This is a genomic window from Lactiplantibacillus garii (assembly GCF_003885105.1).
Taxonomy (GTDB): Bacteria; Bacillota; Bacilli; order Lactobacillales; family Lactobacillaceae; genus Lactiplantibacillus; species Lactiplantibacillus garii.
This window is the reverse complement of sequence record NZ_QWZQ01000035.1, coordinates 1-23,426: the sequence shown is the minus strand read 5'-3', so window position 1 is coordinate 23,426 and position 23,426 is coordinate 1. Positions and strand designations below refer to the sequence as shown.

Annotated in this window: 25 protein-coding genes; 21 read left to right on the top strand and 4 right to left on the bottom strand. The window is 46.9% G+C overall.

Features of this window, described 5'->3' with window-relative positions; all coding sequences use genetic code 11:
- Positions 1-108: 108 nt before the first annotated feature.
- On the bottom strand, positions 109-1,332 hold the full coding sequence (locus tag D1831_RS10135) for an aminotransferase-like domain-containing protein (RefSeq protein WP_125072827.1): 1,224 nt from the start codon (positions 1,330-1,332) through the stop codon (positions 109-111).
- A gap of 139 nt (positions 1,333-1,471) precedes the next feature.
- On the opposite strand from D1831_RS10135, the gene D1831_RS10130 reads away from it, so the two are divergent.
- A complete protein-coding gene (locus tag D1831_RS10130; RefSeq protein WP_125072826.1) occupies positions 1,472-2,368 on the top strand; it encodes a LysR family transcriptional regulator in 897 nt (298 codons plus the stop codon).
- 337 nt (positions 2,369-2,705) lie between these two features.
- Here the strand turns inward: D1831_RS10130 and D1831_RS14555 are convergent, their stop codons facing one another.
- Positions 2,706-3,551, bottom strand: a complete 846-nt coding sequence (locus D1831_RS14555) for an alpha/beta hydrolase (RefSeq protein ID WP_179950323.1) — start codon at positions 3,549-3,551, stop codon at positions 2,706-2,708.
- Between the two features lie 671 nt (positions 3,552-4,222).
- On the opposite strand from D1831_RS14555, the gene D1831_RS10120 reads away from it, so the two are divergent.
- The 19 genes from D1831_RS10120 to D1831_RS10030 all read left to right on the top strand — a co-directional run bounded on the left by D1831_RS10120 (position 4,223) and on the right by D1831_RS10030 (position 20,949).
- Positions 4,223-5,503 (top strand): NupC/NupG family nucleoside CNT transporter, encoded by a 1,281-nt coding sequence (locus D1831_RS10120; protein ID WP_125072825.1) that lies wholly within the window; start codon positions 4,223-4,225, stop codon positions 5,501-5,503.
- Positions 5,504-5,780: 277 nt separating this feature from the next.
- Entirely contained in the window at positions 5,781-6,515 is a 735-nt protein-coding gene (rsmG, locus tag D1831_RS10115; protein WP_125072824.1) for a 16S rRNA (guanine(527)-N(7))-methyltransferase RsmG, read from the top strand.
- 17 nt (positions 6,516-6,532) lie between these two features.
- Positions 6,533-7,381, top strand: a complete 849-nt coding sequence (gene noc, locus D1831_RS10110) for a nucleoid occlusion protein (protein ID WP_125072823.1) — start codon at positions 6,533-6,535, stop codon at positions 7,379-7,381.
- A 2-nt stretch (positions 7,382-7,383) separates the two neighbouring features.
- Complete coding sequence (locus D1831_RS10105) at positions 7,384-8,151, top strand: ParA family protein (protein ID WP_125072822.1); 768 nt, start codon at positions 7,384-7,386, stop codon at positions 8,149-8,151.
- Positions 8,141-9,034, top strand: coding sequence for a ParB/RepB/Spo0J family partition protein (locus D1831_RS10100; protein ID WP_125072821.1), 894 nt, complete (start codon positions 8,141-8,143; stop codon positions 9,032-9,034). The genes D1831_RS10105 and D1831_RS10100 overlap by 11 nt, the downstream gene beginning before the upstream one ends.
- Positions 9,035-9,058: 24 nt before the next feature.
- Entirely contained in the window at positions 9,059-9,250 is a 192-nt protein-coding gene (locus tag D1831_RS10095; protein WP_125072820.1) for a DUF951 domain-containing protein, read from the top strand.
- A 29-nt stretch (positions 9,251-9,279) separates the two neighbouring features.
- Positions 9,280-10,380, top strand: a complete 1,101-nt coding sequence (ychF, locus tag D1831_RS10090; RefSeq protein ID WP_125072819.1) for a redox-regulated ATPase YchF — start codon at positions 9,280-9,282, stop codon at positions 10,378-10,380.
- 20 nt (positions 10,381-10,400) lie between these two features.
- Positions 10,401-11,126, top strand: coding sequence for a DUF1129 domain-containing protein (locus D1831_RS10085; RefSeq protein ID WP_125072818.1), 726 nt, complete (start codon positions 10,401-10,403; stop codon positions 11,124-11,126).
- Between the two features lie 510 nt (positions 11,127-11,636).
- The gene (gene guaB / locus D1831_RS10080; protein WP_125072817.1) at positions 11,637-12,788 is read left to right on the top strand and encodes an IMP dehydrogenase; all 1,152 of its coding nucleotides are present in this window, start codon (positions 11,637-11,639) and stop codon (positions 12,786-12,788) included.
- Positions 12,789-12,961: 173 nt separating this feature from the next.
- Entirely contained in the window at positions 12,962-13,534 is a 573-nt protein-coding gene (locus tag D1831_RS10075; RefSeq protein WP_125072816.1) for a helix-turn-helix domain-containing protein, read from the top strand.
- 10 nt (positions 13,535-13,544) lie between these two features.
- A complete protein-coding gene (locus D1831_RS10070) occupies positions 13,545-13,787 on the top strand; it encodes a hypothetical protein (RefSeq protein WP_125072815.1) in 243 nt (80 codons plus the stop codon).
- A gap of 119 nt (positions 13,788-13,906) precedes the next feature.
- The gene (locus tag D1831_RS10065) at positions 13,907-14,590 is read left to right on the top strand and encodes a YoaK family protein (protein WP_125072814.1); all 684 of its coding nucleotides are present in this window, start codon (positions 13,907-13,909) and stop codon (positions 14,588-14,590) included.
- Positions 14,591-14,698: 108 nt separating this feature from the next.
- Positions 14,699-15,388: a response regulator transcription factor gene (locus D1831_RS10060; RefSeq protein ID WP_021731112.1), complete on the top strand. Its 690-nt coding sequence runs from the start codon at positions 14,699-14,701 to the stop codon at positions 15,386-15,388.
- Positions 15,389-15,403: 15 nt separating this feature from the next.
- Entirely contained in the window at positions 15,404-16,564 is a 1,161-nt protein-coding gene (locus D1831_RS10055; protein ID WP_125072813.1) for a sensor histidine kinase, read from the top strand.
- 63 nt (positions 16,565-16,627) lie between these two features.
- Positions 16,628-17,959, top strand: coding sequence for a serine hydrolase (locus D1831_RS10050; protein ID WP_125072812.1), 1,332 nt, complete (start codon positions 16,628-16,630; stop codon positions 17,957-17,959).
- A 399-nt stretch (positions 17,960-18,358) separates the two neighbouring features.
- Positions 18,359-18,856 (top strand): GNAT family N-acetyltransferase, encoded by a 498-nt coding sequence (locus D1831_RS10045; protein ID WP_125072811.1) that lies wholly within the window; start codon positions 18,359-18,361, stop codon positions 18,854-18,856.
- Between the two features lie 146 nt (positions 18,857-19,002).
- Positions 19,003-19,788, top strand: a complete 786-nt coding sequence (locus D1831_RS10040; protein ID WP_125072810.1) for an AzlC family ABC transporter permease — start codon at positions 19,003-19,005, stop codon at positions 19,786-19,788.
- Between the two features lie 19 nt (positions 19,789-19,807).
- Entirely contained in the window at positions 19,808-20,158 is a 351-nt protein-coding gene (locus tag D1831_RS10035) for an AzlD domain-containing protein (RefSeq protein ID WP_125072809.1), read from the top strand.
- Between the two features lie 74 nt (positions 20,159-20,232).
- On the top strand, positions 20,233-20,949 hold the full coding sequence (locus D1831_RS10030) for a sulfite exporter TauE/SafE family protein (RefSeq protein ID WP_125072808.1): 717 nt from the start codon (positions 20,233-20,235) through the stop codon (positions 20,947-20,949).
- Positions 20,950-21,330: 381 nt separating this feature from the next.
- On the opposite strand, the gene kduD is transcribed toward D1831_RS10030, so the two are convergent.
- Positions 21,331-22,146, bottom strand: a complete 816-nt coding sequence (gene kduD / locus D1831_RS10025) for a 2-dehydro-3-deoxy-D-gluconate 5-dehydrogenase KduD (protein WP_125072807.1) — start codon at positions 22,144-22,146, stop codon at positions 21,331-21,333.
- A 297-nt stretch (positions 22,147-22,443) separates the two neighbouring features.
- On the opposite strand from kduD, the gene D1831_RS10020 reads away from it, so the two are divergent.
- Entirely contained in the window at positions 22,444-23,208 is a 765-nt protein-coding gene (locus D1831_RS10020) for an IclR family transcriptional regulator (protein WP_125072806.1), read from the top strand.
- A gap of 131 nt (positions 23,209-23,339) precedes the next feature.
- On the opposite strand, the gene D1831_RS10015 is transcribed toward D1831_RS10020, so the two are convergent.
- On the bottom strand, positions 23,340-23,426 hold an 87-nt coding region (locus tag D1831_RS10015), incomplete at its 5' end, for an IS3 family transposase (RefSeq protein WP_148096374.1).

The window sequence follows — 23,426 nt, the reverse complement described above, 5'->3', positions numbered from 1 at the left end:
AGTCCGCATTGTTTTTCTCCAACCCTGTCCTGAACATAAGCAGCAAGGTAAGCTGCTGACGGTAAATAAAAGAACGACCGCAACGGAATACTGCGGTCGTTCTTTTATTTACAATTGAGCGCCAACTTTAACGGTCGTGTTGGTGGTTACGTTGTGTAGGATGGCCCCCAAACGTTTGACTCCGGTCGTGATGGTGATCGGATCCAGGCTGGTAAAGTTTAACCGAAAGCCGTTGGTGACTTGGCGACTAGCGAACTGGCAGGAAGCCGGGACGTAGGCGACGTGGGCTTGTGGCAAGACGACGTCGCGCAGTAATTGTTGTGCATCGATTCCTTGGGGCAAACTAACCCAGATAAAGAATCCACCGGCTGGCCGGGTGTAGGTGACGCTTGCAGGGAAGTAGCGGTCCAGCGCGTTCAGCATGGCATCACGTTTAACCCGGTAGGCGGCGTTAATGTTGGCAATGTGGTGATCAATATCGTGGTGGTCGAGGTAACTATTAATGGCGGCTAACGTCACGTTGGGAGATTGGACGTCAATTGCCGACTTTAGCCCGATTAATTCGGTCATGATTTCATCATCGGCTACGAGCCAGCCAGTCCGTAACGCGGGGGAGAGGATCTTAGAGAAACTGGAGATGAAAATGACCCGGCCCTCGGTATCAAAATGCTTAATGGCTGGTAAATTTTTTCCGCTGTAACGCAGGTCACGGTAGGGGCTGTCTTCTAAAATGATGACGTCGTACTGGTTAGCTAGTGCGACCAAGGCTTGGCGCCGACGTAAACTCATCGTTGTGCCGGTAGGATTGTGGAAATCGGGCACGGTGTAGATCAGTTTGATTTCGGGATGGGCCTTCAGCGTGTTTTTAAGGTAATGAACGTCCATACCGTCCTGGTCTACCGGAATTTCGTAGTAAGTAGGTTCGTAAGTATCAAAGGCGGCCAGGGCGCCCATGTAAGTGGGGCCCTCAACGGCCATCGCGTCGCCCCGATTTAATAGTAACTTAGCCACTAAGTCAATTGCCTGCTGGCCCCCCTGAGTTAACATCACGTTGTCTGCATCGACGTGAACCCCGGCGCACGTTGCCATCCGGTTCGCTAGTTTTTGCCGAAGGGCGGGGAGTCCCTGGGTAGAAGCGTACTGGAAGATGGCTTGACCATCCTGACTGATGGCGTTTTGGTAAGCCGTTTTTAAATCGTGGTCCGGAAAGAGGCGGTTATCTGGGAAACCGCCAGCGAAGGAAATGTTTTCCGGATTGGCGCTATTTTTGAAAATTTCATTTAAATCAGAAGTGTCGTTATTCAAAACACGGTTCGCAAATAAGTTTTTCATAATAATTTCCCCCACTGAATTTTTAGAAGCTTTTTGGTTTACTTGATTGTCACTATGATAAAATGGGGGCTGAAGTTAGTAAAGTTCAACTTTTTCAATATTAAATGAAATTAATTCATGTGAAAGGGGTTTATAACGCATGGCAAACTTTGCGTACGAAGTCTTTGCAACGGTGGTGGCCCAGCACACGTTCTACCAAGCCGCCGCCACGCTTAACGTGACGCCTAGTGCGGTCAGTCACTCCATTAACCAGTTTGAGAAGGAACTCGGTTTTCCACTGTTTATTCGGAACCGTTCGGGGGTTGAACTTACCAGTGATGGTCGGCAAGTTTTGCCGTACGTTCAAGAAATCCTAAACACGGAGAGTAACTTGCGACAAGTGGCGGATAACATCCAGGGATTGCACTCCGGGTCGGTTCGAATCGGCGGGTTTAGTAGTGTTTGCATCAACTGGCTACCGCGGATCATTCGCCAATTTAACCATAATTATCCGAACATTAAAATTTCGGTGATGCAGGGTAATTTTAATGAAATAACCAACTGGGCTAAAATTGGGACGATCGATATTGGGTTTACTTCGATGCCAGTCAATGAAAATTTACTGGTCCATTCACTAATTAACGACCCGATCTACTGCGTAACGCCGGCCGATTTTGTTCCGGAAAACGGGGATTACATTACGACCGACGATGTCGCGGATAAAAACTTTATTTTACAACAGAGTGACTACGACCGTGATACGAAGTTGGCGCTGGACCATTACCACGTTACGAATAACTTTTTACGGTTCTCAATTGATGACCAGTCGATTATTTCGATGGTGGAATCGGGGTTAGGTATGGGAATTTTACCGCAGTTAGCGTTACGCAAGTTAACGGGGGACGTTAACACGTACCCGTTTGCGGAGCCGTATAACCGGGAGATTGCGCTGGTTGCGAATAAGACCCAGGCGACGGCCCCGTCGACGGCGATGATGATCCGGGCAATCAAGCAGTTTTTGACAAGGGAGTACCCGGACCAGATGCTGTGGGTTTAGAGTGTGAGGAGTAGCGGATTGATGCTGAGCATTGCCTAGATATCAGTATCATGCGGTTTTTGCATGGTGCTGATAGCGTAGCAAGCACAGGCATCAGCCACTCCGAACACGTTTCAGCAATCAGGATAAGGAAAGTCGCAATCTGTGCATAATGCTGGTGACGTAGCTAACCACAGCCCCAGCTTGGCCCGAACACGTTTCGGCCATCAGGGTAAGGAAGTGCGGTTTTTGCATGGTGCTGATAGCGTAGCTAACCACAATTTGGGAAGTGTTCACCCGAACCCGTAAAATCAATAAAATCCGTTCAGTCAATTTGCAAGACTGAACGGATTTTTAGTTAGTTGATAAAGTTTTGAATGACGTTACTGAGCTTCCAGCTTTCAAGGATACTGGTGTGGCCAGCAAACCACCCCCGAATAACGGTTTGCTGGTAGGTTTTAACGATGGGACGGAAAACGCTCTGGGCAGCGAGGGCGCTTTGGAGTGGGACCACTCCGTCACCATTACGCTTGCCCTTGGCGTTACCCGCAACGACTAATACTTTAATACTAGGATCGATGACGCCCCGCTTGTTAACGAATTGCGTTAACTGCGCAGTACGGTGACTGGTCGCGACTGGCGTGATCCGTTGCGAGTTTTTCTGGGTACTGGTTCCGTTAAACGCGGTGGCAATGGTAATAAAGTGCGCTGGTGATAGCCGGCGCGGTGCATTTTCCAGGTAATGGGTGGCGATTAGGCCCCCGGTACCGTAGCTGACTAAATTATACTGTTTAAATTGAAATTTCGTTTTGATGGTCGTAAGCGTGGCTTCAATGAGTTGAGACTGTTTAGTAGCACCAACGTTTTTCGGTAGTTGCAGTTTCAGGTAGGGGCGGTTATCACTTTCGCGGAGCTTACCGCTTAACTTTAACTTACCAGACTTAAAAATCTGAACGTTGATCACCGATTGAGAGCCGTTGTTTCGCTGCATGGTTGCAATTAGTTGCCGCTGCTGCTCAGTGTCCAACGAAGAATCCAGTAGTAGGACCGAAGGAATGCGTTCCGTGGACGTGACCATGACACTCGTGCTATTACGCCGGGGTTTACGAACTTGGTGTTGCCACAACATGGTGCCGCCAATGACGGCCAATAAAGTGATAAGCCAGGCGGTCCCGACTAGAACTTGTTTTGTAGTTGCTTTCATAAGGTTTTAACTCATCTTTCCGTAAAGCGTTCCCCTTAAACTTAGCGTAGTCCCGGAAAACTTGCAACTCCAAACCGTAATTTTGGAAACCAGTGAACTAAACGGGATACCATTTGTGCAATTTAGGCCGCAAAGTTTTAAGACAGCAAAAGACCCGGCCAGTGATTTGGCCGGGTCTCCTTAAAGGTATCAGTCTTGTGCTCCGAACAGGGCAGAGACTGATGCTTTAAGATTAGATATGGTACTCAAAAAGCATCACCCCCTTTCATTAATTGTCCGTAGCTTACTCCCATTTAACGGTTGGGTCAATTAATTAGTTCGGTTACTTCTTAAACGCGGTATAATGGACTTCCTTGGCAGGGGCGCTCGGCGTGGTTAGTCACCGAGTTCTTTTTAAAATTGAACGGTTTTTGTTCAATAATGGTCGTGATTACATTGGTGGTCACGACCTTTTTTGTGGATTCACTTAGAAAGCGGATGATAGTTGTTAATTACTACAATTATTTTTGACTTTGGATGGCGCCACTACTAGGATTGGAACGGCCTAATTTACACCCTTAACATTTTCTTTAAAAATGGCTACCACAACCCCCCTGAACATGGTAAATTAATAAAGGTAGTTTTTTATAACTTTTTTGATTCATCACTTATAGGGAAGAGGGATTATACACATGGTCTTTAACTTGGTGGTTAATATAATCGGGATCGTGGTTTTCATTGCGATTGCCTACTTATTCTCCAAGCAAAAGCACGCCATTCATTGGCGCTCGGTCGGTATCATGTTGGTCTTAGAAGTCTTATTAGCATGGTTCTTGACGGGGTCACAAGTCGGAGTCGACGCGGTCAAAGCCGCTGCCGACGGATTTACTTGGCTCGTTGACGTTTCGTACGAAGGGATCTCATTTGCATTGGCCAGCTGGGTCAACGTTAAACAGATGGACTTCGTAACGAGTTCGTTATTACCAATTCTATTGATTGTGCCATTATTCGATATTTTGACTTACATTGGCGTCTTGCCATGGGTCATCAAATGGGTTGGTCGGGGCTTGGCTTACATTACGGGTCAGCCCAAGTTCGAATCATTCTTCGTTGTTGAAATGATGTTTTTAGGTAACACTGAAGCCTTAGCCGTTTCACAGTTACAGTTAAAACAAATGAAAGCACAGCGGAACTTGACGATTGCCATGATGTCCATGAGTTGTGTGACGGCGTCAATTCTTGGGGCTTATATTCAAATGATGCCTGGTCAGTTTATTCTGACCGCGGTCCCGATGAACGTCTTAAACGCGGCGATCATTGCGGCCATTTTGAATCCTGTGGAAGTTAAACCAGAAGAAGACACCATTGCCAAAATTTCTGGGAGCTCCGCCGTTGAAGAAACCACTGACACGACTGAAAGCGGTTCGGAAGACTTAGCTAACGAACAAGTTAAGCAAGCTAAACCCGCCCGCGAACCCTTCTTCTCTTTCTTGGGTGACTCCATTTTAGGCGCCGGCCGCTTGATTTTAATCATTGCCGCGAACGTTATCGCCTTCGTTGCCCTCGCTAAATTAATTGATAAACTGTTAGGCTTGATCAACTCAAACCTTTCATTGGAAAATATCTTCGGGATCATCATGTTCCCGTTCGCTTGGTTACTCGGTTTCAACCCGCACGAAGCGTTCCAAATGGCTTCGTACATGGGGACTAAGTTAGTGACTAACGAATTCGTGGTCATGGGGGAAGTTTCAAGTAAGGTCAATACCTTTACCCCCCATTTCCGCGCCGTCTTAACGGTCTTCTTGACTTCCTTCGCGAACTTCTCAACCATTGGGATGATCATCGGGGCCTTCAAGGGAATCGTGGACCGCGAAAAGAACGACTTGATTTCCCGTAACGTGGGTTACATGTTACTTTCTGGGATTTTAGTTTCACTCTTATCAGCCGGGGTCGTCGGCCTCTTTGTCTGGTAGGTTGAAGTAGGTCATTATTATAAAGATGATAACAAGGTTGCGAACGATGGATTCGCAACCTTTTTTGGTGGAATTAATTTGCAAAAAAATGGAATCAAAATGAATCCTCCCGACTCACGCTAAACCTAAGTCTTTCAAGGGGTTAACGTGGTTGCTTAACCAAGCTCGTGCATTGATTTTAACCCGCGTTTACGTTAAAGTTATGAGGTGACGTGAAACATTTAAGTTGTTTCACAAGTGTAAGGTAAATGCGACCTTAATTAAGGAGCTTTTTAATATGAATCCAGAAGAATTTAAACGGGCGTTGGCAAGTCATGGCATTGCCCTGACGACCCAACAACTTGCCCAGTTTGCGACTTATTTTAAACTACTGGTTGAAACCAACAGGCAGTTTAACCTAACGACCATCACCGCCGAACCGGAAGTCTACCTCAAGCACTTTTACGATTCGATTACGCCCGCCTTTTACGTGTCGGCGTTACGGGAACGGCCGTTAACGATTTGTGACGTGGGGGCTGGCGCCGGTTTTCCGTCGATTCCGTTAAAAATTGTTTTTCCACAGTTACAAGTGACCATCGTAGATTCGCTTAATAAGCGGATCAACTTCTTACAGCAGTTAGTTGACCAACTTGGCCTGAAAAACGTCCAATTGTTCCACGACCGGGCTGAAACCTTTGCGGGTAAAAAGTCCGTTCACCGTGAAAGTTACGATGTCGTGACGGCCCGGGCCGTGGCTCGGTTGTCGGTACTTAGTGAACTGTGCTTGCCACTAGTTAAGGTCGGCGGTCAGATGGTGGCTTTAAAAGCGGCTAATGCCCGTACCGAAACGGCTGAAGGCGAGTACGCGGTGAAAGTTTTGGGTGGTCAGATTACGGCCGACGAAGCCTTTACGCTGCCTGAGACTGGGGATCCGCGGCACATCATCGTGATCGATAAAAAGCAGTCTTCGCCTAAGCGGTATCCGCGTAAACCGGGGACACCGGCTAAACAGCCGTTAACGGCGAAGGCGTAAGTTGGGGAGGTAATGATATGGCATTTTCTTTGTTTGGTTCTAATCGTGATAAGCATAAATCTGATGAAACTCCGAACCGTAATCAGCAAATTGTGCGCATCCCGGTAACTGCCATTATTCCCAACCGTTTTCAACCCCGCCAAGTCTTTGACGAGGGGGGCATAGCGGAGCTCGCCGCAACGATTGCCGAACACGGGTTGCTCCAACCCATCGTGTTACGGGAATACGAACCACAAAAGTACGAAATTATTGCTGGTGAACGTCGTTTTCGGGCGGTAACGTCACTGCATTGGGCCGACGTTCCCGCCATTATTCAAAAGATGGACGATGGTGAAACGGCGTCGATGGCGTTGATTGAAAACTTGCAGCGCCAAGACTTGACCGTCATTGAAGAAGCGACCGCCTACCACGAACTCATGCAGTTAAATAAGTTGACCCAGGCGGCCCTCGCCAAAGAACTGGGAAAGAGTCAGTCGTTTGTGGCGAATAAGTTGCGATTATTGAAGTTAGCACCAGCGGTTCGTCAGGCATTACTAAGTCGTCAAATCAGTGAGCGCCACGGCCGGGCCCTGTTAAACCTAACGACTGATCAGCAGGAAACGGTTTTAAAACACGTCCTAGCCGACCAGTTAACGGTCAAGGAAACGGAACAGCTAGTGGCTAAGCTGCAAACACCGCCTAAACCGAAGAAAAAACGGCCCCGGGGGTTGACTGGCGACACCCGGATCGCCGTTAATACGATCAAAAAATCCATAAAAATGGTGACCGATGCCGGGATGCCCGTTAAAACGCACGAAGAGAATACGGATGACGGCTACCGAATCACGATCGAAATTCCAAAAAATCAACCAAGGGGTGGTAAGTAGTTATGGGAACCGTAATTGCACTCGCTAACCAAAAAGGTGGCGTTGGCAAGACCACGACCAGCATTAATTTAGGTGCCAGTCTCGTGGAACTAGGCCAAAAAGTACTGTTAATTGATACCGACGCGCAGGGGAACGCAACCAGCGGGTTAGGAATCCAAAAATCAGCCATTGAACACGAAATTTACGACGTTCTGATCAACGACGTTCCCATTAAAGACACGATTATCCCCACGAGTCACAAGGGGTTGGACATCGTCCCGGCCACGATTCAATTATCGGGGGCCGAAATCGAATTGACGCCGATGATGGCGCGTGAGACCCGTTTACGGGATGCTATTGATGACGTGAAAGCCGATTATGACTTTGTTTTGATCGACTGTCCGCCTTCGCTGGGATTACTGACCATCAACGCGTTTACGGCTTGTGACTCCATCTTGATCCCGGTTCAAAGTGAATATTACGCTTTGGAAGGGTTGAGTCAGTTGCTCAATACCGTTAAGTTGGTTCAAAAACACTTTAATAAACAGTTGAAAATTGAGGGGGTCCTGTTAACCATGTATGACGCCCGGACTAACCTGGGTGCACAGGTTAACGCGGAAGTGCGCAAGTACTTTAAGGACGCCGTGTATCAGACAATTATTCCTCGCAACGTGCGGTTATCCGAAGCGCCGAGTCACGGCCTGTCGATTATTGATTACGATGCCCGTTCAAAGGGTGCACAAGTTTACTTAGCTTTAGCAAAGGAAGTGTTGGCCGCCCATGGCAAGTAAAGATAAGGATCAAAACAAAGCGCTCGGCCGGGGCATCGGGGCCCTGTTTGCCGACGTTGACGAACCCACCAGTGAAGAATCCGTCGTTGATTTAGCCCTGACAGACATTCACGCGAACCCGTATCAGCCCCGGCAAAAGTTTGACCAGGCGGCGTTAAAAGAACTGGCTAGTTCCATTGAAAAGTCCGGTGTTTTCCAGCCAATCATCGTCCGACAGCCGGATGTTGAGGTCAAAAAGTACGAAATTATTGCCGGTGAGCGGCGGTTCCGTGCTTCTAAGCTGGCAAAACAGACGACGATTCCGGCCATTGTTCGCGACGTGACCGAAGAACAAATGATGGAAGTCGCCGTGTTGGAAAACCTCCAGCGTGAAGACTTAACGCCGTTAGAAGAAGCCGAGGCGTACGACTCACTGATGAAAAAGCTGAAGCTGACCCAAGCGGAAGTCTCAAAACGCCTGGGAAAGAGTCGGCCTTACATTGCTAACTACTTACGGTTGTTAGGATTACCAGCTGGTGTTAAGCAACTGATCCAGAAAGGGCAGTTAGCGATGGGACAAGCTCGGACACTGCTTTCATTAAAGGATAAGGCTAAACTGGAACCACTGGCTAAGCGGGCAGTTAAAGATAACTTGACCGTCCGGCAATTGGAACAAATCGTGGCGCGTTATAACGGTGACGCCGAAAAGCCGGCCAAGAAGGTCACCGTTAAGAAGTCACCGTACATTCGCGCCAGTGAGGAACAGCTACAAGAAAAGTTTGGAACCGCCGTTTCTATTCAGGCAAAGGCCAACAAAAAAGATCAGGGTAAAATTGAGATTCCGTACTTGTCAAATGACGATTTAACCCGGATCTTAGAAATTTTACACATCGATTTAAATTAATTAATTTGTGAAGGGGCGTTGCGCATGTATGATTTAGGTGATATTGTCGAAATGAAGAAAGCCCATCCATGCGGGGTCAACCGCTGGGAAATCACGCGGATGGGTGCCGACATTAAGATCAAATGTACCGGGTGCGGTCACGTGGTCATGATGCCGCGCCGTGAATTCAATAAAAAGTTGAAAAAAGTTTTGGAAAAGAAAGCCGACCAAGCTTAATTATTTAAAAGGAAGAGTGAATAACCGATATGGCACTTACAGCAGGTATCGTTGGGTTACCAAACGTTGGTAAATCCACATTGTTTAACGCAATTACGAAGGCGGGCGCCGAAATGGCCAACTACCCATTTGCGACGATTGATCCAAACGTGGGGATGGTTGAAGTTCCCGACAAACGTTTAGACCGGATTCAAGAAATTATTCCCGCTAAGAAGGTCGTTCCAACGACCTTTGAATTTACCGATATCGCCGGGATCGTTAAGGGTGCCAGCAAGGGTGAAGGTCTAGGAAACAAGTTCTTGGAAAACATTCGCCAAGTCGACGCCATTGTGCACGTAGTTCGGGCCTTTGACGACGATAACATTACCCACGTTACCGGGAAAGTTGATCCTCAAGACGACATTGAAACCATTAACTTGGAATTAAGTTTAGCCGACCTAGAAGCCGTTGATAAGCGGTTGGCGAAGGTTCAACGCGCGGCTAAGGGGAGCGATAAGGAAGCTAAGGCCGAACTTGCCGTGTTAGAAAAGATCAAACCCGCTTTGGAAGCCGGCAAACCGGTGCGTTCATTAGACTTTACGGATGACGAACAACCAATCGTCCGGGGCCTCTTCTTATTGACGTCCAAACCCGTTTTGTACGTTGCCAACATCTCCGAAGACGACATGGCTGATCCTGAAAGTTCGAAGTATTACAAGGTCGTTGAAGACTACGCTAAGGCGGAGGGTGCCCAGGCGATTGGGGTCGCTGCCGAAACCGAAGAAGAAATCGCCGAATTGGACGATGCTGATAAGGCCGATTTCTTAGCTGCCGAAGGGGTTGAAGAACCCGGTTTGAATAAGCTGATTCGGGCTTCTTACAAGCTCTTAGGGCTGGAAACCTTCTTTACGGCTGGTGGCAAGGAGACCCGTGCTTGGACCTTTAAACGCGGAACTAAAGCACCTCAAGCTGCCGGGATCATTCACTCGGACTTTGAACGGGGGTTCATTCGGGCCGAAGTAATGTCGTTTGACGCTTTAGACGAAGCTGGTTCTGAAGCCAAGGTCAAGGAAAATGGTAAGTTACGTTTAGAAGGTAAGGACTACGTCATGCAAGACGGTGACATTGTCGAATTCCGCTTTAACGTTTAAGTCGAAAGGAGAATGGACTCGTGAGTGAAAGTGAAACCCCAAAGACACCCCGCAACGCGGCGGCCGGCGCTAAGCAGATTCAAGCTGCGGAACGCCCAATCCACGAATCGACGGAGTTAACGAAACGGAATGCCGAATACATGCGGCAAATGCGTAAATCGTTAAACGATACCCAACTTAGTGGTGAAAAGAAGAAGGCCGTTCTTGATGAAATGACGACCACGCTATTAGCTGAACAGGGTCGTGGAACGACCGCCCGTCAACTATACGGGACGGTCCAGGAACGGACTGAAGAAATCATCAATCCTAAGAAGACGCCGGTTGAACAACAGAAGGCTAACTTTTGGATCTCATCATTGGACAGCGGCTTAATGCTATTCATGATTTTCTGCTTAATGTACGGGATCATGGGCCTAATTGGCGCCAATACCCAGAAAAATTCACAGGGTGCGATGGGCTTGACCGCCATCCTATTAACCTCCGTGGTTGGTGGGTTAGGCGTTACCAAGTTATTCCAATACTTGGCTCCGGCCAAGGGTCAGCCCCAAGCTTCACTTTGGAAAAAAATTGGTTGGTCGGTCTTAGCCGTGATCGTCTGGATGTTCGTCTTTACGACCGTTTCTTTGATCAAGGGACCGTGGAACCCGATTTTACCAGGAATGGCGTACTTAGCCATTGCGGTGGTCGTCTTCTTCATCCGGATGTGGCTTAAGCGCCGCTACAAGATTACAACGAGCCTGTTTTAGGCGATTTTTAAAGAACGCAGAGCAATCTGGGTTCTTTTTTGAAACGTGCTCGGGCCTGACTGCCGGTTGCGGTTAGCTACGTCATCAGCACCATGCCCAGCCCGCATGCTACTGATGACTAGGCTAATCCTCGCCGCCAACCTGTCAGGACCTTACGCTCTTTTGAAACGTGTTCGGGTCCAACTGAGAGCTGCGGTTAGCTACGCAGTCAGCACGATGCCCAACCCGCATCATCCTGCCCGCTAGGCTAATCCTCACTCTCAACCCGTTGGAACCTCACACTCTTTTGAAACGTGTTCGGGCCTGACTGCCGGTTGCGGTTAGCTACGTCACCAGCACCATGCCCAGCCCGCATGCTACTGATGACTAGGCTAATCCTCGCCGCCAACCTGTCAGGACCTCACACTCTTTAAATAAGAATTTTCTGAAATTCATGTTTGTTACTTGCATTTACCCCGATGTTTTGGTATCTTTACAGATAAAAATAAAACCATAAGGAGCTAACGTTCAATGTCTAATTGGGATACAAAGTTTGGAAAAAAAGGTTATACGTTCGATGATGTACTATTAATTCCGGCCGAAAGTCATGTTTTACCGAATGAAGTCAACTTAGGTGTAAAACTTGCGGATAATTTGCAACTTAATATTCCAATTTTGAGTGCGGGAATGGATACCGTTTCCGAATCCGCTATGGGAATCGCTATGGCTAACCAAGGTGGCCTCGCCGTTATCCATAAAAACTTAAGCATTGAAGCGCAAGCTGAAGAAGTTAAAAAAGTTAAGGCCGTTGAAAAAGATGCCGACCACCCACACGCTGCCGTTGACGCTAACAACCACTTGTTAGCCGTTGCCGCCGTTGGGGTGACCAGCGACACTTTTGACCGGGCCGAAGCGTTATTTAACGCCGGTGCCGACGCCATCGTAATTGATACGGCGCACGGCCATTCTGCCGGGGTTTTACGGAAAATCAAAGAAATTCGCGCCCATTTCCCTAAGCAAACGTTAATTGCTGGGAACGTGGCCACCGCCGAAGGCACCCGCGCTTTATTTGAAGCCGGCGTTGACGTTGTTAAAGTTGGGATTGGCCCTGGTTCAATTTGTACGACCCGGATCGTTGCTGGTGTTGGGGTGCCTCAATTGACCGCCGTTTACGATGCCGCTAGCGTCGCCCGCGAATACGGTAAGCCAATCATTGCCGACGGTGGGATCAAGTACTCCGGTGACATTGTCAAAGCATTAGCTGCTGGTGGTAACGCCGTGATGCTTGGAAGTATGTTAGCTGGGACGAGCGAAGCGCCCGGTGAAGTCGTCTTTGACGATGGTCGTCAATACAAGTTCTACCGTGGGATGGGTTCCGTTGGTGCCATGTCACAAGCACACGGTTCATCCGACCGTTACTTCCAAGGCGGCGTGAACGAAGCAAACAAGTTGGTCCCAGAAGGGGTCGAAGGACGCGTGCCGTTTAAGGGCAGCGTTGACGATATTATTTTCCAAATGCTTGGTGGCTTACGTTCCGGGATGGGTTACGTTGGTGCCAAGGACATTGACGCGTTGATCGATAACGCCCAATTTGTTGAAATTTCTGGTGCTGGTTTGCGGGAATCACACCCACACGAAATTCAAATCACTAAGAACGCCCCTAACTACTCAGTTAACGGCTAATTTAAAATAGTATTTAAATAGTCGGTTCGTAAAGGATAACCTTTTACGGACCGACTTTTTTTATGGATGCGGTCTAAATTGATGACCGCAGTTGTCAGTGCAACGCACTACACGGTATACTCTGGAAGTGATGAACACCCAGAAAAGGTTAATTTAACGGGGGAACGGGTAAAGTGAAAAATGTTATCGGAAAAAAGATTAAGGAACAACGCGAACGGCGGGAATGGTCCCAACAAGTTTTGGCGGAAAAGCTTCACGTTACCCGCCAAACGATTTCTAAGTGGGAACTGGGGCGTAGTTATCCGGACTTGGAAAGTTTGGTCATTTTTACCCAAACGTTCGGCGTATCGGCCGACTATTTATTAGGACTGACCGAACCGGTGGTAAAGCACTCGTGGTTAAGCGTGTTGTTCCGTAAAGGGGACCGTCCAGAAATGACGGAACGGGCGGAGAATAAAAACCGTAAGTGGTACCGTACTGGTCAGGAACGCAGTCGGGTAGCGACTTCCATTATGTTAGACCTGGTCGCCGACCTCAACAATACGACCGAGCAACCGTTACGAGAACTGATTGCGGCTTACTATACCGAGTTGATCAAGCAAAATTCGGGTTCACCGGAGTACGTCTTTACGCGCTTTAGTTTAGCGGTATCGAAGTGTCTGCGTCAAAACGGAATCGTGCTGTCACCAGAAAACTCGAAGCGCGTGAACGACATTATTCAGTTGTACCAAGTTCGCTACATGTAGGGGGAGTAACATGCATTTAAAAATGCACGTTGACCGCTCGCGGTACCCGCGGTGGTATCACCGGTTTGATAAAATTCGTCGCGTCGTGGAGGGCGCTAGCTTCATCGTTGTAGTAGCAACCTGTATTTTCTGGCATGCTTGGCAGTTGTGGTTGTTGGACGGATTATTACTAGCAATGACCATGGTGATGACTGGTATTCAGCTTGCAGAGGACGTTCACGTTTATCGGTTGGGGCAACGCCGGTATAAGTAGCAAGAAATAGCTCATTTCAAAACGAACGGGACGCCCGTTCGTTTTTTTACTAGGTCAAACGAGTTTTAATTGGGGGACTGCGGTATGATTAGACTATTGAGATGAAAGTGGGTGGCCAAATGCAGCGTTATCAAAACCGGCACCTGTTTCAGTTACGCGAGATTGGACTGGGATTAACGTTTATCGGCGGTTTTATTGATGCATACACCTTCGTACAACGTGGTGGGGTGTTGGCTGCCGGGCAAACCGGGAACTTAGTTTTTCTGAGCGTTGACATTGCTCAGCATAATTTACCTGGAGCCGTGACTAAGTTGTGTACGGTGTTGGCTTTCATTGTGGGGGTAGCTTTCGTGGGTATTCTCAACCATCACTTAGGGGCACATTCTCACTACTGGCGCTTACCAATCATGGTGGCGGAGTTCGTCGTTTGTCTATTTGTGGGCGCGCTCCCTAAAACGACGAATAATATTTTGATCGTGCCACTATTAGCTTTGGTTATGGCGATGCAAACAACGGCTTTTAGCCACATTTCCGGCCACGGGTACGCCAACGTCTTTACGACGGGAAATTTAAAGAAGGCCACGATTGCGTTGACGGACTTTGGTATGACGCGTAATCAAGACTCGTTAAAAACGGCGCTCGTCTATTGGGAATTAGTGTTGTGTTTTGCTGGTGGGGCGATTATTTCAGCGTTACTTCAAATTTGGTGGACGACCCGCACAATTTGGCTGGTCAACGGTTTGTTACTAATTGTTGGGAGTTATTACGCCTGGTTATTGACGAAGCGGGTCGATGATGACTGAGGAAATCCAGCGGCACTCTTAAGCTTTCCCTAAAAAGCAGCGTGAAACGTTAAGCAACGTTAACTTTTTGATAAAATAAAACCAGAATTATTTAAGGAGAAATGTACTATGAAAATTTTAGTAGTCGATGACGACAAAGAAATTGCGCAACTATTAGAAATTTATATTAAAAACGAAGGCTACGAACCCATTAGCGCCTATAACGGCCGGGAAGCCTTAACTAAGTTAAATACGAACCCGGACATCGCGTTGATGATCCTGGATATTATGATGCCCGAGATGGACGGGATTGAAGTGATTAAGGAAGTCCGGAAAGATTCGCAACTACCGATCCTGGTGTTATCCGCCAAGACGGGTGATATGGATAAGATTCAAGGGTTGATCACGGGTGCTGACGATTACGTCACCAAGCCGTTTAACCCGCTAGAAATCATGGCGCGGGTCAAATCATTACTACGGCGCTCCGAAAACAACGTGACAACGACCGAACCGGACGTTTTAGACATCGGTCCGTTAACCATTAACAAGGATTCCCACGAAGTCAAAACGTTGACGGGGAAGGACATTCAGTTGACCGCGTTGGAATTTGGAATTTTATACCTACTAGCTAGCCACCCGAACCGGGTCTTTTCCGCCGACGATATTTTCGAACGCGTTTGGCAACAGGAAAGTATCGTGTCGGCCAAAACGGTCATGGTACACGTTAGTCATTTACGCGATAAGATCGAAGAGGCCACCGATGGTGAAAAGGTGATCCAAACGGTCTGGGGCGTTGGTTACAAGATCGAATCACGCTAATAGCGAGGTCAGCTTTTGAAATTAACAGGACGTGAAAAAAGTGAATTGTTTTTTGAAGGAGTAGTTACGGTAATTCTGCTACTCCTTTTAAACTTGTCGATCGTGGTACTGATCAACAGTGCGATTGCCCATAATCCGGGCCTGCAAAGCGGGATTTTTCAGATTAAACGTTCCATTAAACTGGGGCCGACTAACTATCAGTTGTGGAGCTACGAAAACCTGTTCATTGCGCTAATGTTGGTGGCGGACGGCTTTGTGCTGTACTGGCGGCTGATTCGCCGGTACAAGCAGATGCAGTTGCGCCACATCATTAGTGAACTGCACTACATTGCGGCCGGACACTTTGATCACCGGATCGATTTTAGTTTGACCGGGGATACTCAACGGGTCGTTGAAAGTGTGAACGCTTTAGTTGATTCCGCCATCCATTCGATGGACGAAGAACGCGAGATTGAACGTTCTAAGGACGCGCTGATTACCAACGTCAGTCACGATATTCGAACACCGTTGACCTCGATTATTGGCTACCTCGGCTTGATTGAAAATAAACAGTACCAGTCGGAAGCAGACTTGGTCAAATACGCCCACATAGCGTATTTAAAGGCCACCCAGATGAAGTCGTTAGTGGAAGATCTGTTTGAATACACCAAGGCCCGGCAAACGGAAACGCCACTTAATATTAGTCGTTTGAATTTAACGGCGATGCTGGAACAACTCGCGGCCAGTTTTGAACTGGAGGCTAATAAGAAGCACCTCACGATTGAAGTGGAAAGCGGCGACCAACCAATCTACCTCGAAGCCGACGCGGAAAAGTTAGGGCGGGTCTTTAATAACCTGATTGCCAACGCTTTTAAGTACGGGGCCGGTGCGAAAAGAATTATTCTGCAAGCCGAGCAACGGGATAACGAAGTGGTGATCCACGTGGCTAACGATGGCAAGCGGATTCCGGCCGAAGCGTTAGGTCGGCTATTTGAACGGTTTTACCGGGTCGAGGAATCCCGTTCCCAGGCAACGGGGGGGTCCGGGCTGGGGTTGGCCATTGCTCAGAGTATCGTGCAACACCACGGGGGCTACATTTACGCGCAGAGCGATGATGAACTGACTAGTTTTGTCATTCACTTACCAGTTGATCATGACCACCCGTTAACAAAAACTAAGCAGAAAGTTGCGAATTAACTTGTTTCCATTGAAAAATTTATTTAAACTAAAACTAGCATTTAGGAAAGGGATAATTGAGAAATGAGATTTGCGGGAAAGTTAAAGAAAGTTATGATTGCCCTCGTTGCGGCAGTCACGTTCACCACTACCGGATTAGGCATTGCGGGGGCTGATCTTCAAGCGCAGGCGGCTAGCACGCCGTCAATTTCTGCAAAGGCGGCCATTGCGGTTGACGCGTCGACTGGTCAAGTTTTGTACGATAAAAACAGTACTAAACCGATGGCGATTGCTTCGATGACCAAGATGTTAAGTACCTACTTAGTTTTGAAGGCCATTCACGAAGGTAAGTTATCGTGGAACCAAAAGATCAGTGTCAGCAAGGCCGTTGCCAAGATGAGTCAAAATAAGACTTACGCCAACGTGCCGCTGTTATCGACCAAGACGTACTCGGTACGCCAACTATATAATGCCACTGAAATTTACTCCGCAAACGCCGCCATTACGGCTTTAGGGGACGCGGTGGCCGGTTCACCCCATAAATTTGTGACGATGATGAAAAAAACGGCCAAGTCATGGGGCATCACCGATGCGACCATCGTTAACGCCTGTGGGCTGACCAATAAGGAAGTTGGCAGCACGATTGGTTACAGCAACGTTGCTGGCAGTACCGAGAACATGATGTCGGCGCAGGACATCGCCACGGTTGCCAAGAAGTTATTGACGGACTACCCCGAAGTTTTAAAAACGTCTAGCATTGCGCACGCCTGGTTTGAAAAGGGCACTAGTTCCGCAACTAAGATGGATAACCGCAACTACATGTTAAAGGGCCTCGTTAAACACTACTCCGCTTTACCAGTGGATGGTTTGAAGACCGGGACTTCGGCTAAGGCTGGGAACGCCTTTACCGGGACGGTTAAGTTTAGCAACGGTAACCGGATCATTACGGTCGTCCTTCATGCGGGTTCTGCTAGTGATAACGGAACGGAACACTTTACCCAAACTGCTCAAATTATGTCTTACGTTTACCATAACTACACAACCACGACCATTAATAAGAATGGGACGATCAAGGGTGTGAAATCCGCGGACGTGCAAGATGGGAAGGCGTTGACCACGAAGTTAGTTTCAAACAGTGGCAACACGAAGATTTACTTACCGGTGGGTTCAGATGCTAGTGCGGTCACGGGTAAGGTCAGCTTAAAGAAGACGGCCACGACGGCTGGTAAAATCCAGGCACCGGTTAAGAACGGCAAGACGGTTGGTACGGCTAACCTGAGTTTAAACAAGAAGGCCATTACGGTCGTTAACGGAACTAAGAGTGATACGTTAAAAGTCAACGTAACGCCGAAGAGTTCAATCGAAAAGGCCAACATTTTTGTCCGCATGTGGCGGGGAATCAAGAGTTGGTTCTAATTAAAAGAGTGTGAGCGAGGGCGCACAGCCTGCGAGTATTAACGTAGAACGGGCTGCCCGAGCGAGCACGTTTCGAAAGGATAAATGAGGGAAAACGGGTGATAATCGCTGGGCTTGCGATTATCACCCGTTTTTGGTTAAGCGGAAGCGATTGGTGGTGCGAACACGTTTCAAAAAGCAAATTAACGTAGAACGGCGGATAATCCCGGGTCTTGAGATTGTCCGCCGTTTTGGGTTAAATGAGAAAAGCGCCGCGGTGACTTGCAATGTTAACGTCATCGGTGTGAAAACGTGTGTGTTGAGGCTGTTGATTAGCAGCTAAAATGAAAAACTGATGTAACCCTTTCCAAAAACAAGTATAATGGATTTGAACATAGTAATTAAAATGGAGGGGTAGTCATGAGCATGGCGCTACGACAAGCCACAATGTCCGATTTACCAATTATTGTCGATATTTATAATCAAACGATTCCGAGTCATGAGGTGACCGCCGATTTAAAGCCGGTGACGGTTGATCAACGCCGGCCGTGGTTTTTGGAACACACACCGGATCACTATCCGTTATGGGTGGTTGTATTAGATGAAATGGTGGTTGGCTGGCTTAGTTTTTCACCATTTTATGGTCGGGCCGCCTACGCTAAAACGACCGAAATTTCACTTTATTTAGACCGAACTGTGCGGGGAAAGGGCCTGGGCAGCCAGGTTTTGGAAATGGTACCGAACCAGTTGATTCAAGTCGGTTTAACGACCGTATTAGCCTATATTTTTTCAAGTAACCTACCAAGTATTAAATTATTTAAGAAATTTGGCTACGAACAGTGGGGCTTTCTACCAGCCGTCGCGGAATTGAATGGACGGTCCAACGACCTAGTCATTATGGGAAAGCGTTTTGATTAAAATCCAATGATATAAGCGCTTTCAACTGCCGAAATAACGAACAATCTAACTTTAGGTGGTAGGATTGCTATAAAAAACATGTTAAAATTAAGTCCGAATGTCTAAACAAATAGACATCAATAATGTTGCTTGAATTCTTTACTGGTATGGTACTGGAGGCATTCTTGGTGAAAAAGAACGAGCCAAATTGGTTAATGGTGTTACGAACCGTAATGCCACTTGGACTCAGCTATATCCCGATTGGGTTAGCATGTGGGGTCCTATTACACGCGGCCGGGTTCAACCATCTACTGACGGCATTGATCTCAGTGATGGTCTTTTCCGGTGGCGCCCAATTTTTGATTGCATCGATGTTGACGATCAACGCACCGATGACCACGATTATTTTGATGATGTTTTTCTTGGAATTACGCTACGCCTTATTAGGTTCTAGTTTGTCGCGTTACTTGAAAGGGCAGTCGTTACCGTTCATTTTCACGTTTGCATTTTCAATGAACGATGAAAACTACGCCGTAAACTATTTAAAGTTCGCGACTGATAAGCACTGGAAACCGAAACAAGCGTTGCTCGTTGAACACTATTCATTGCTTTTTTGGACGATTAGCAACATTATCGGTAGTTTGATCGGTAGTGCGTTGACGATTGACTTAAAAGTGGTCGATTTTGCGCTGACGGCACTGTTTATTTATATGGCAATTATGCAAACAAAGAGCCGCTTAATTATTTTAGTGTCCGCGTTATCCGGTGTTTTGACGATTTTCTTCCTTGTTTTAATGAAGAGTACGCTGGGGTTAGTTGTGGCGACGCTGATTGCATCGTTGACCGGTTACTTCATTGAACGCTATTTAATGGAACATAAGCCAGAAAGTCATTTACTGTATAAGGTTCACGATCCAACCCGGCAATCCGCGATGGAAGAATCTGACGAGTAAGGCGTAGAGGAGTTTTCTTATGCAATCAGTTAGTTCGATGACTAGTATGGACCACTTTTGGCTGATTATTTTCTGTGCCATTGTGGCCTTCATTCCGCGGTTTTTCCCGTTGTTATTCTTCACGAAGCGGGCGATTCCGGAGTGGTTTAACGAGTGGATGCGCTTTGTGCCGGTCTCATTGTTCACGGCCTTAGTGGTTAAAAGTGTTTTTATTGATAGTAAGTACCAAATCATGACGACCGGTAATTTGGGGATGATCATTTCTGCCATTCTGGTGGGAATTGTGGCTTACCGAACGCGGTCAATGACGTTGTCAGTCGTGATTGGCTTAGTATCAGTGATGGTATTTGTATTAGTATTTCACATCTAAAATGGAACTAGGGAACTGGAAATTGACCGGTTCTTTTTTTGTAGCGTCGGCACGGAAAAGTGGGGGGAGAAAAGATGACGTGGTTGATGGTGGTTGTACCGGCATTACTGGCGGGGCTGGTTCAGGGCTTGACCGGCTTTGGAGCGGCAATTATAATGATGATTTTTTTACCCCAACTATTACCAATGGATCAAAGTGCCGGGGTGGCGGGTCTGATTATGCTTGCAAGTGTTGTGACCATGACGTGGCGTTACCACCGTTTTATTCGGGTTAAACGGATCATTATTCCCTTTATCGTTTACGCGAGTGTGGCGGCCTGGTCGGTACATTTAGGACAAGTCTTAGACGTTCAACTACTACGCAAATTGTTAGGTGGTTTACTAATTATTTTAGCGGGCTATTTCACTTTTAGTCAACGGGCCGCTGATAAACGGTATCCGTGGTTTGTTGCCGGTGTGTTCATGGTTATCTCGGGGTTCTTTAATGGTTTATTCGGCATCGGGGGGCCGTTAATGGCACTGTACTTTTTGTCGTTGTCAGACTCGACCGAGGATTACGTGGGTAATTTACAAGCTTTCTTCTTAATTGATGTTTTTTACATTACGACGGTTCGGATCATTAACGGAATTGTGACGACCAGTTTAGCACCGTATATTGGCGTTGGAATGGTGGGTGCGTTCATTGGAACGGCGTTGGCTGCCCGAATTTTACCGAAGTTACCAATGGCCACGGTTAAACAACTGATTTATATTTTTATTGGGATTAGTGGTTGTTACTATTTATTTGTGTAAAGATGGATTACAAAAAACAAGCGGCGCATTTTTCGGAAAATAATTCTGAAAAGTGCGTCGCTTGTTGTAGGTAACTGTACCCTAAGCCGTATTAAAATCATAAATCAACGGTATGGCCTAGAACGAAAATCAGCGGGACCATTTTTTACTTTGCTGATTCTTTACCGATTCGTAGTAGTGCACATCCCGGTACTAATGACGAATGATTAGGTCAATAAAACCACCAATCACATTTGCGATTGGTGGTTTTATAAATGATGGGTTCTTTTTAACGTTCAACTCGGTTGATTACGGGAATGTGGACGTAAAGTTAAATTTTCTAGGGATATCATGAATTTTCAATTTACTGAATTATCAGCTAGTTGCGTAGTAGTGGGGCTATTAACGAACTAAGTACCCACCGTCGACGGCAAGCAAGTGACCGTTAACGTAGTTTGATGCGGCACTGGCTAAGAAGACGGCTACGCCCATTAATTCGTAAGTACCACCCCAGTGACCAGCAGGAATCCGGTCAAGAATTTCTTTGTTGCGAACCGGGTCTTCACGGATGGGTTCCGTGTTAGCAGTCTTGATGTAGCCGGGAGCAATGGCATTGACCTGAATATTGTAAGCGGCGAGTTCACTAGCAAATGACTTCGTTAAGCCGGCAACCCCGTGTTTACTTGCAGTGTATGAGGGGATGAATTTACCACCTTGGAATGAGAGCATGGAGCCAATATTGATGATTTTACCGGACTTTTGCTTAGCCATGACCTTACCCGCGGCTAATGACATGTGGTAAACAGTACTCAAATTGATAGCGATAACCCGGTCCCAGTCAGCATCTTTTGATTCAAGTAACGGGTTCCGTTTAATCATCCCAGCGTTATTAACCAGGATATCAATGTGGCCGTACGTATCCAGCGCCTTTTGAATAACCTTTTCGGCGATACCATCTTCGGTTAAGTCAACGTTCATAAATTCAACCCGCTGACCACGTTTTTCAACCATTTTACGGGTGTCTTCCCAGCCGGTTTCACCAAAAGTTGGGATGAAGATGTCTGCGCCAGCTTCCGCAAAGGCGACCGTGTAGGCTTGGCCTAAACCGGTATCACCACCGGTAACGATTGCGACCTTACCCTTTAGTGAGTAGAGGTCCATGTTAAAGTGATCTAAATCTTTTTCCCGAGCCAAAATATCTTCGCGTGTATCTGCCATGTTATAGGAACTCCTTAATTTTAAAGTGATTTCTTTATAGGAAATTGCATTTCCTGTTTACAACTACTAATATAAAACGCTTACGCACAAATTACAAGGGTAATTTGCAATTATTTTTCTAGTTATATCAGTGAATATAACGCCTTATAGTCAAGTGCTTGTTTAATTTGGTGCTTAACAGTATAATTTAAATAAAGTTACTTTCTGGATAAGAAAATTTTAATAATAAAAATCGGCGTGGCTATCCCGGGTCGGTTTTAAACTGGCAAACGAAAGGTATGCGGGAGGAAATAGCTAATGGTAGATAATGAAAAGCCTAAACTTTACGGTTCAGTACTAATTAAAGCCAAAACAATTTTAGATGCAATTTTGAAAAGTGAGGCAGCTCCCAATTTAAATGAAGTGAGTCGGGCCAGTGGAATTAATACGCCTACAACGCTCAAAATATTAACGACGCTGGAGGTTCTCAACTTTGTCCGGCGCGATTCCGAATCACGGCGTTACTATTTGGGAACCCAGTTCTTAGCTTATGGTCAGAAGGCTTCTGAAAGTTTTGATATTCGTTCGGTAACCCGGGAACTACTGCAAGGGTTGCGTAATGAAACGGGGGAGACGGTTAACCTAGGGATTTGTCAGGATGATCACGTGGTTCTCCTAGAAAAGTTGGAAAGTCCGTCGAGTATTAAGCTAAAGTCAACGATTGGTGGACAAATGAACCTCTACTCTTCGTCAATGGGAAAAGCGATTTTAGCGCAATATTCGGACGAGCAACTAAAGGGTTACTTTGGACGGGTTAAGTTAAAACCGGTTACGGATAATACGATTGTTACCGTACCGGGGTTACGCAATGATTTAGACAATATTCGTAACGTGGGCTTTTCCATTGACGATGAAGAAAATGAACCTGATATTTACTGTATTGGCGCGGTCATCGCTGGTGAGCATCGAATTTACGGGGCGTTTAGTGTGAGTGCACCGAAGTACCGGATGCCAGACGATCGCCGGCGTAATTTTATTCGCTTAGTATTGGAAACTCAGCACCGGATTCAAAAGTTACTATAAAAGTATTACAATTTAAGTCCCCTGAGTACGCGGTCACGGAGTTCGATGCTCAGGGGGCCTTTTCGTCCGGAATAAAAAACGCCCGAAGGGGCTGCTCCGAGTCAAGTAGACAGTTCAAATAATTAAAATAGCTATGCAGTTTTTAGAATGGCATGATTCCGAAATTCTTTCGGGGTCATGCCATTTAGTGTTTCTTGGCGACGCTTGTAGTTATACCA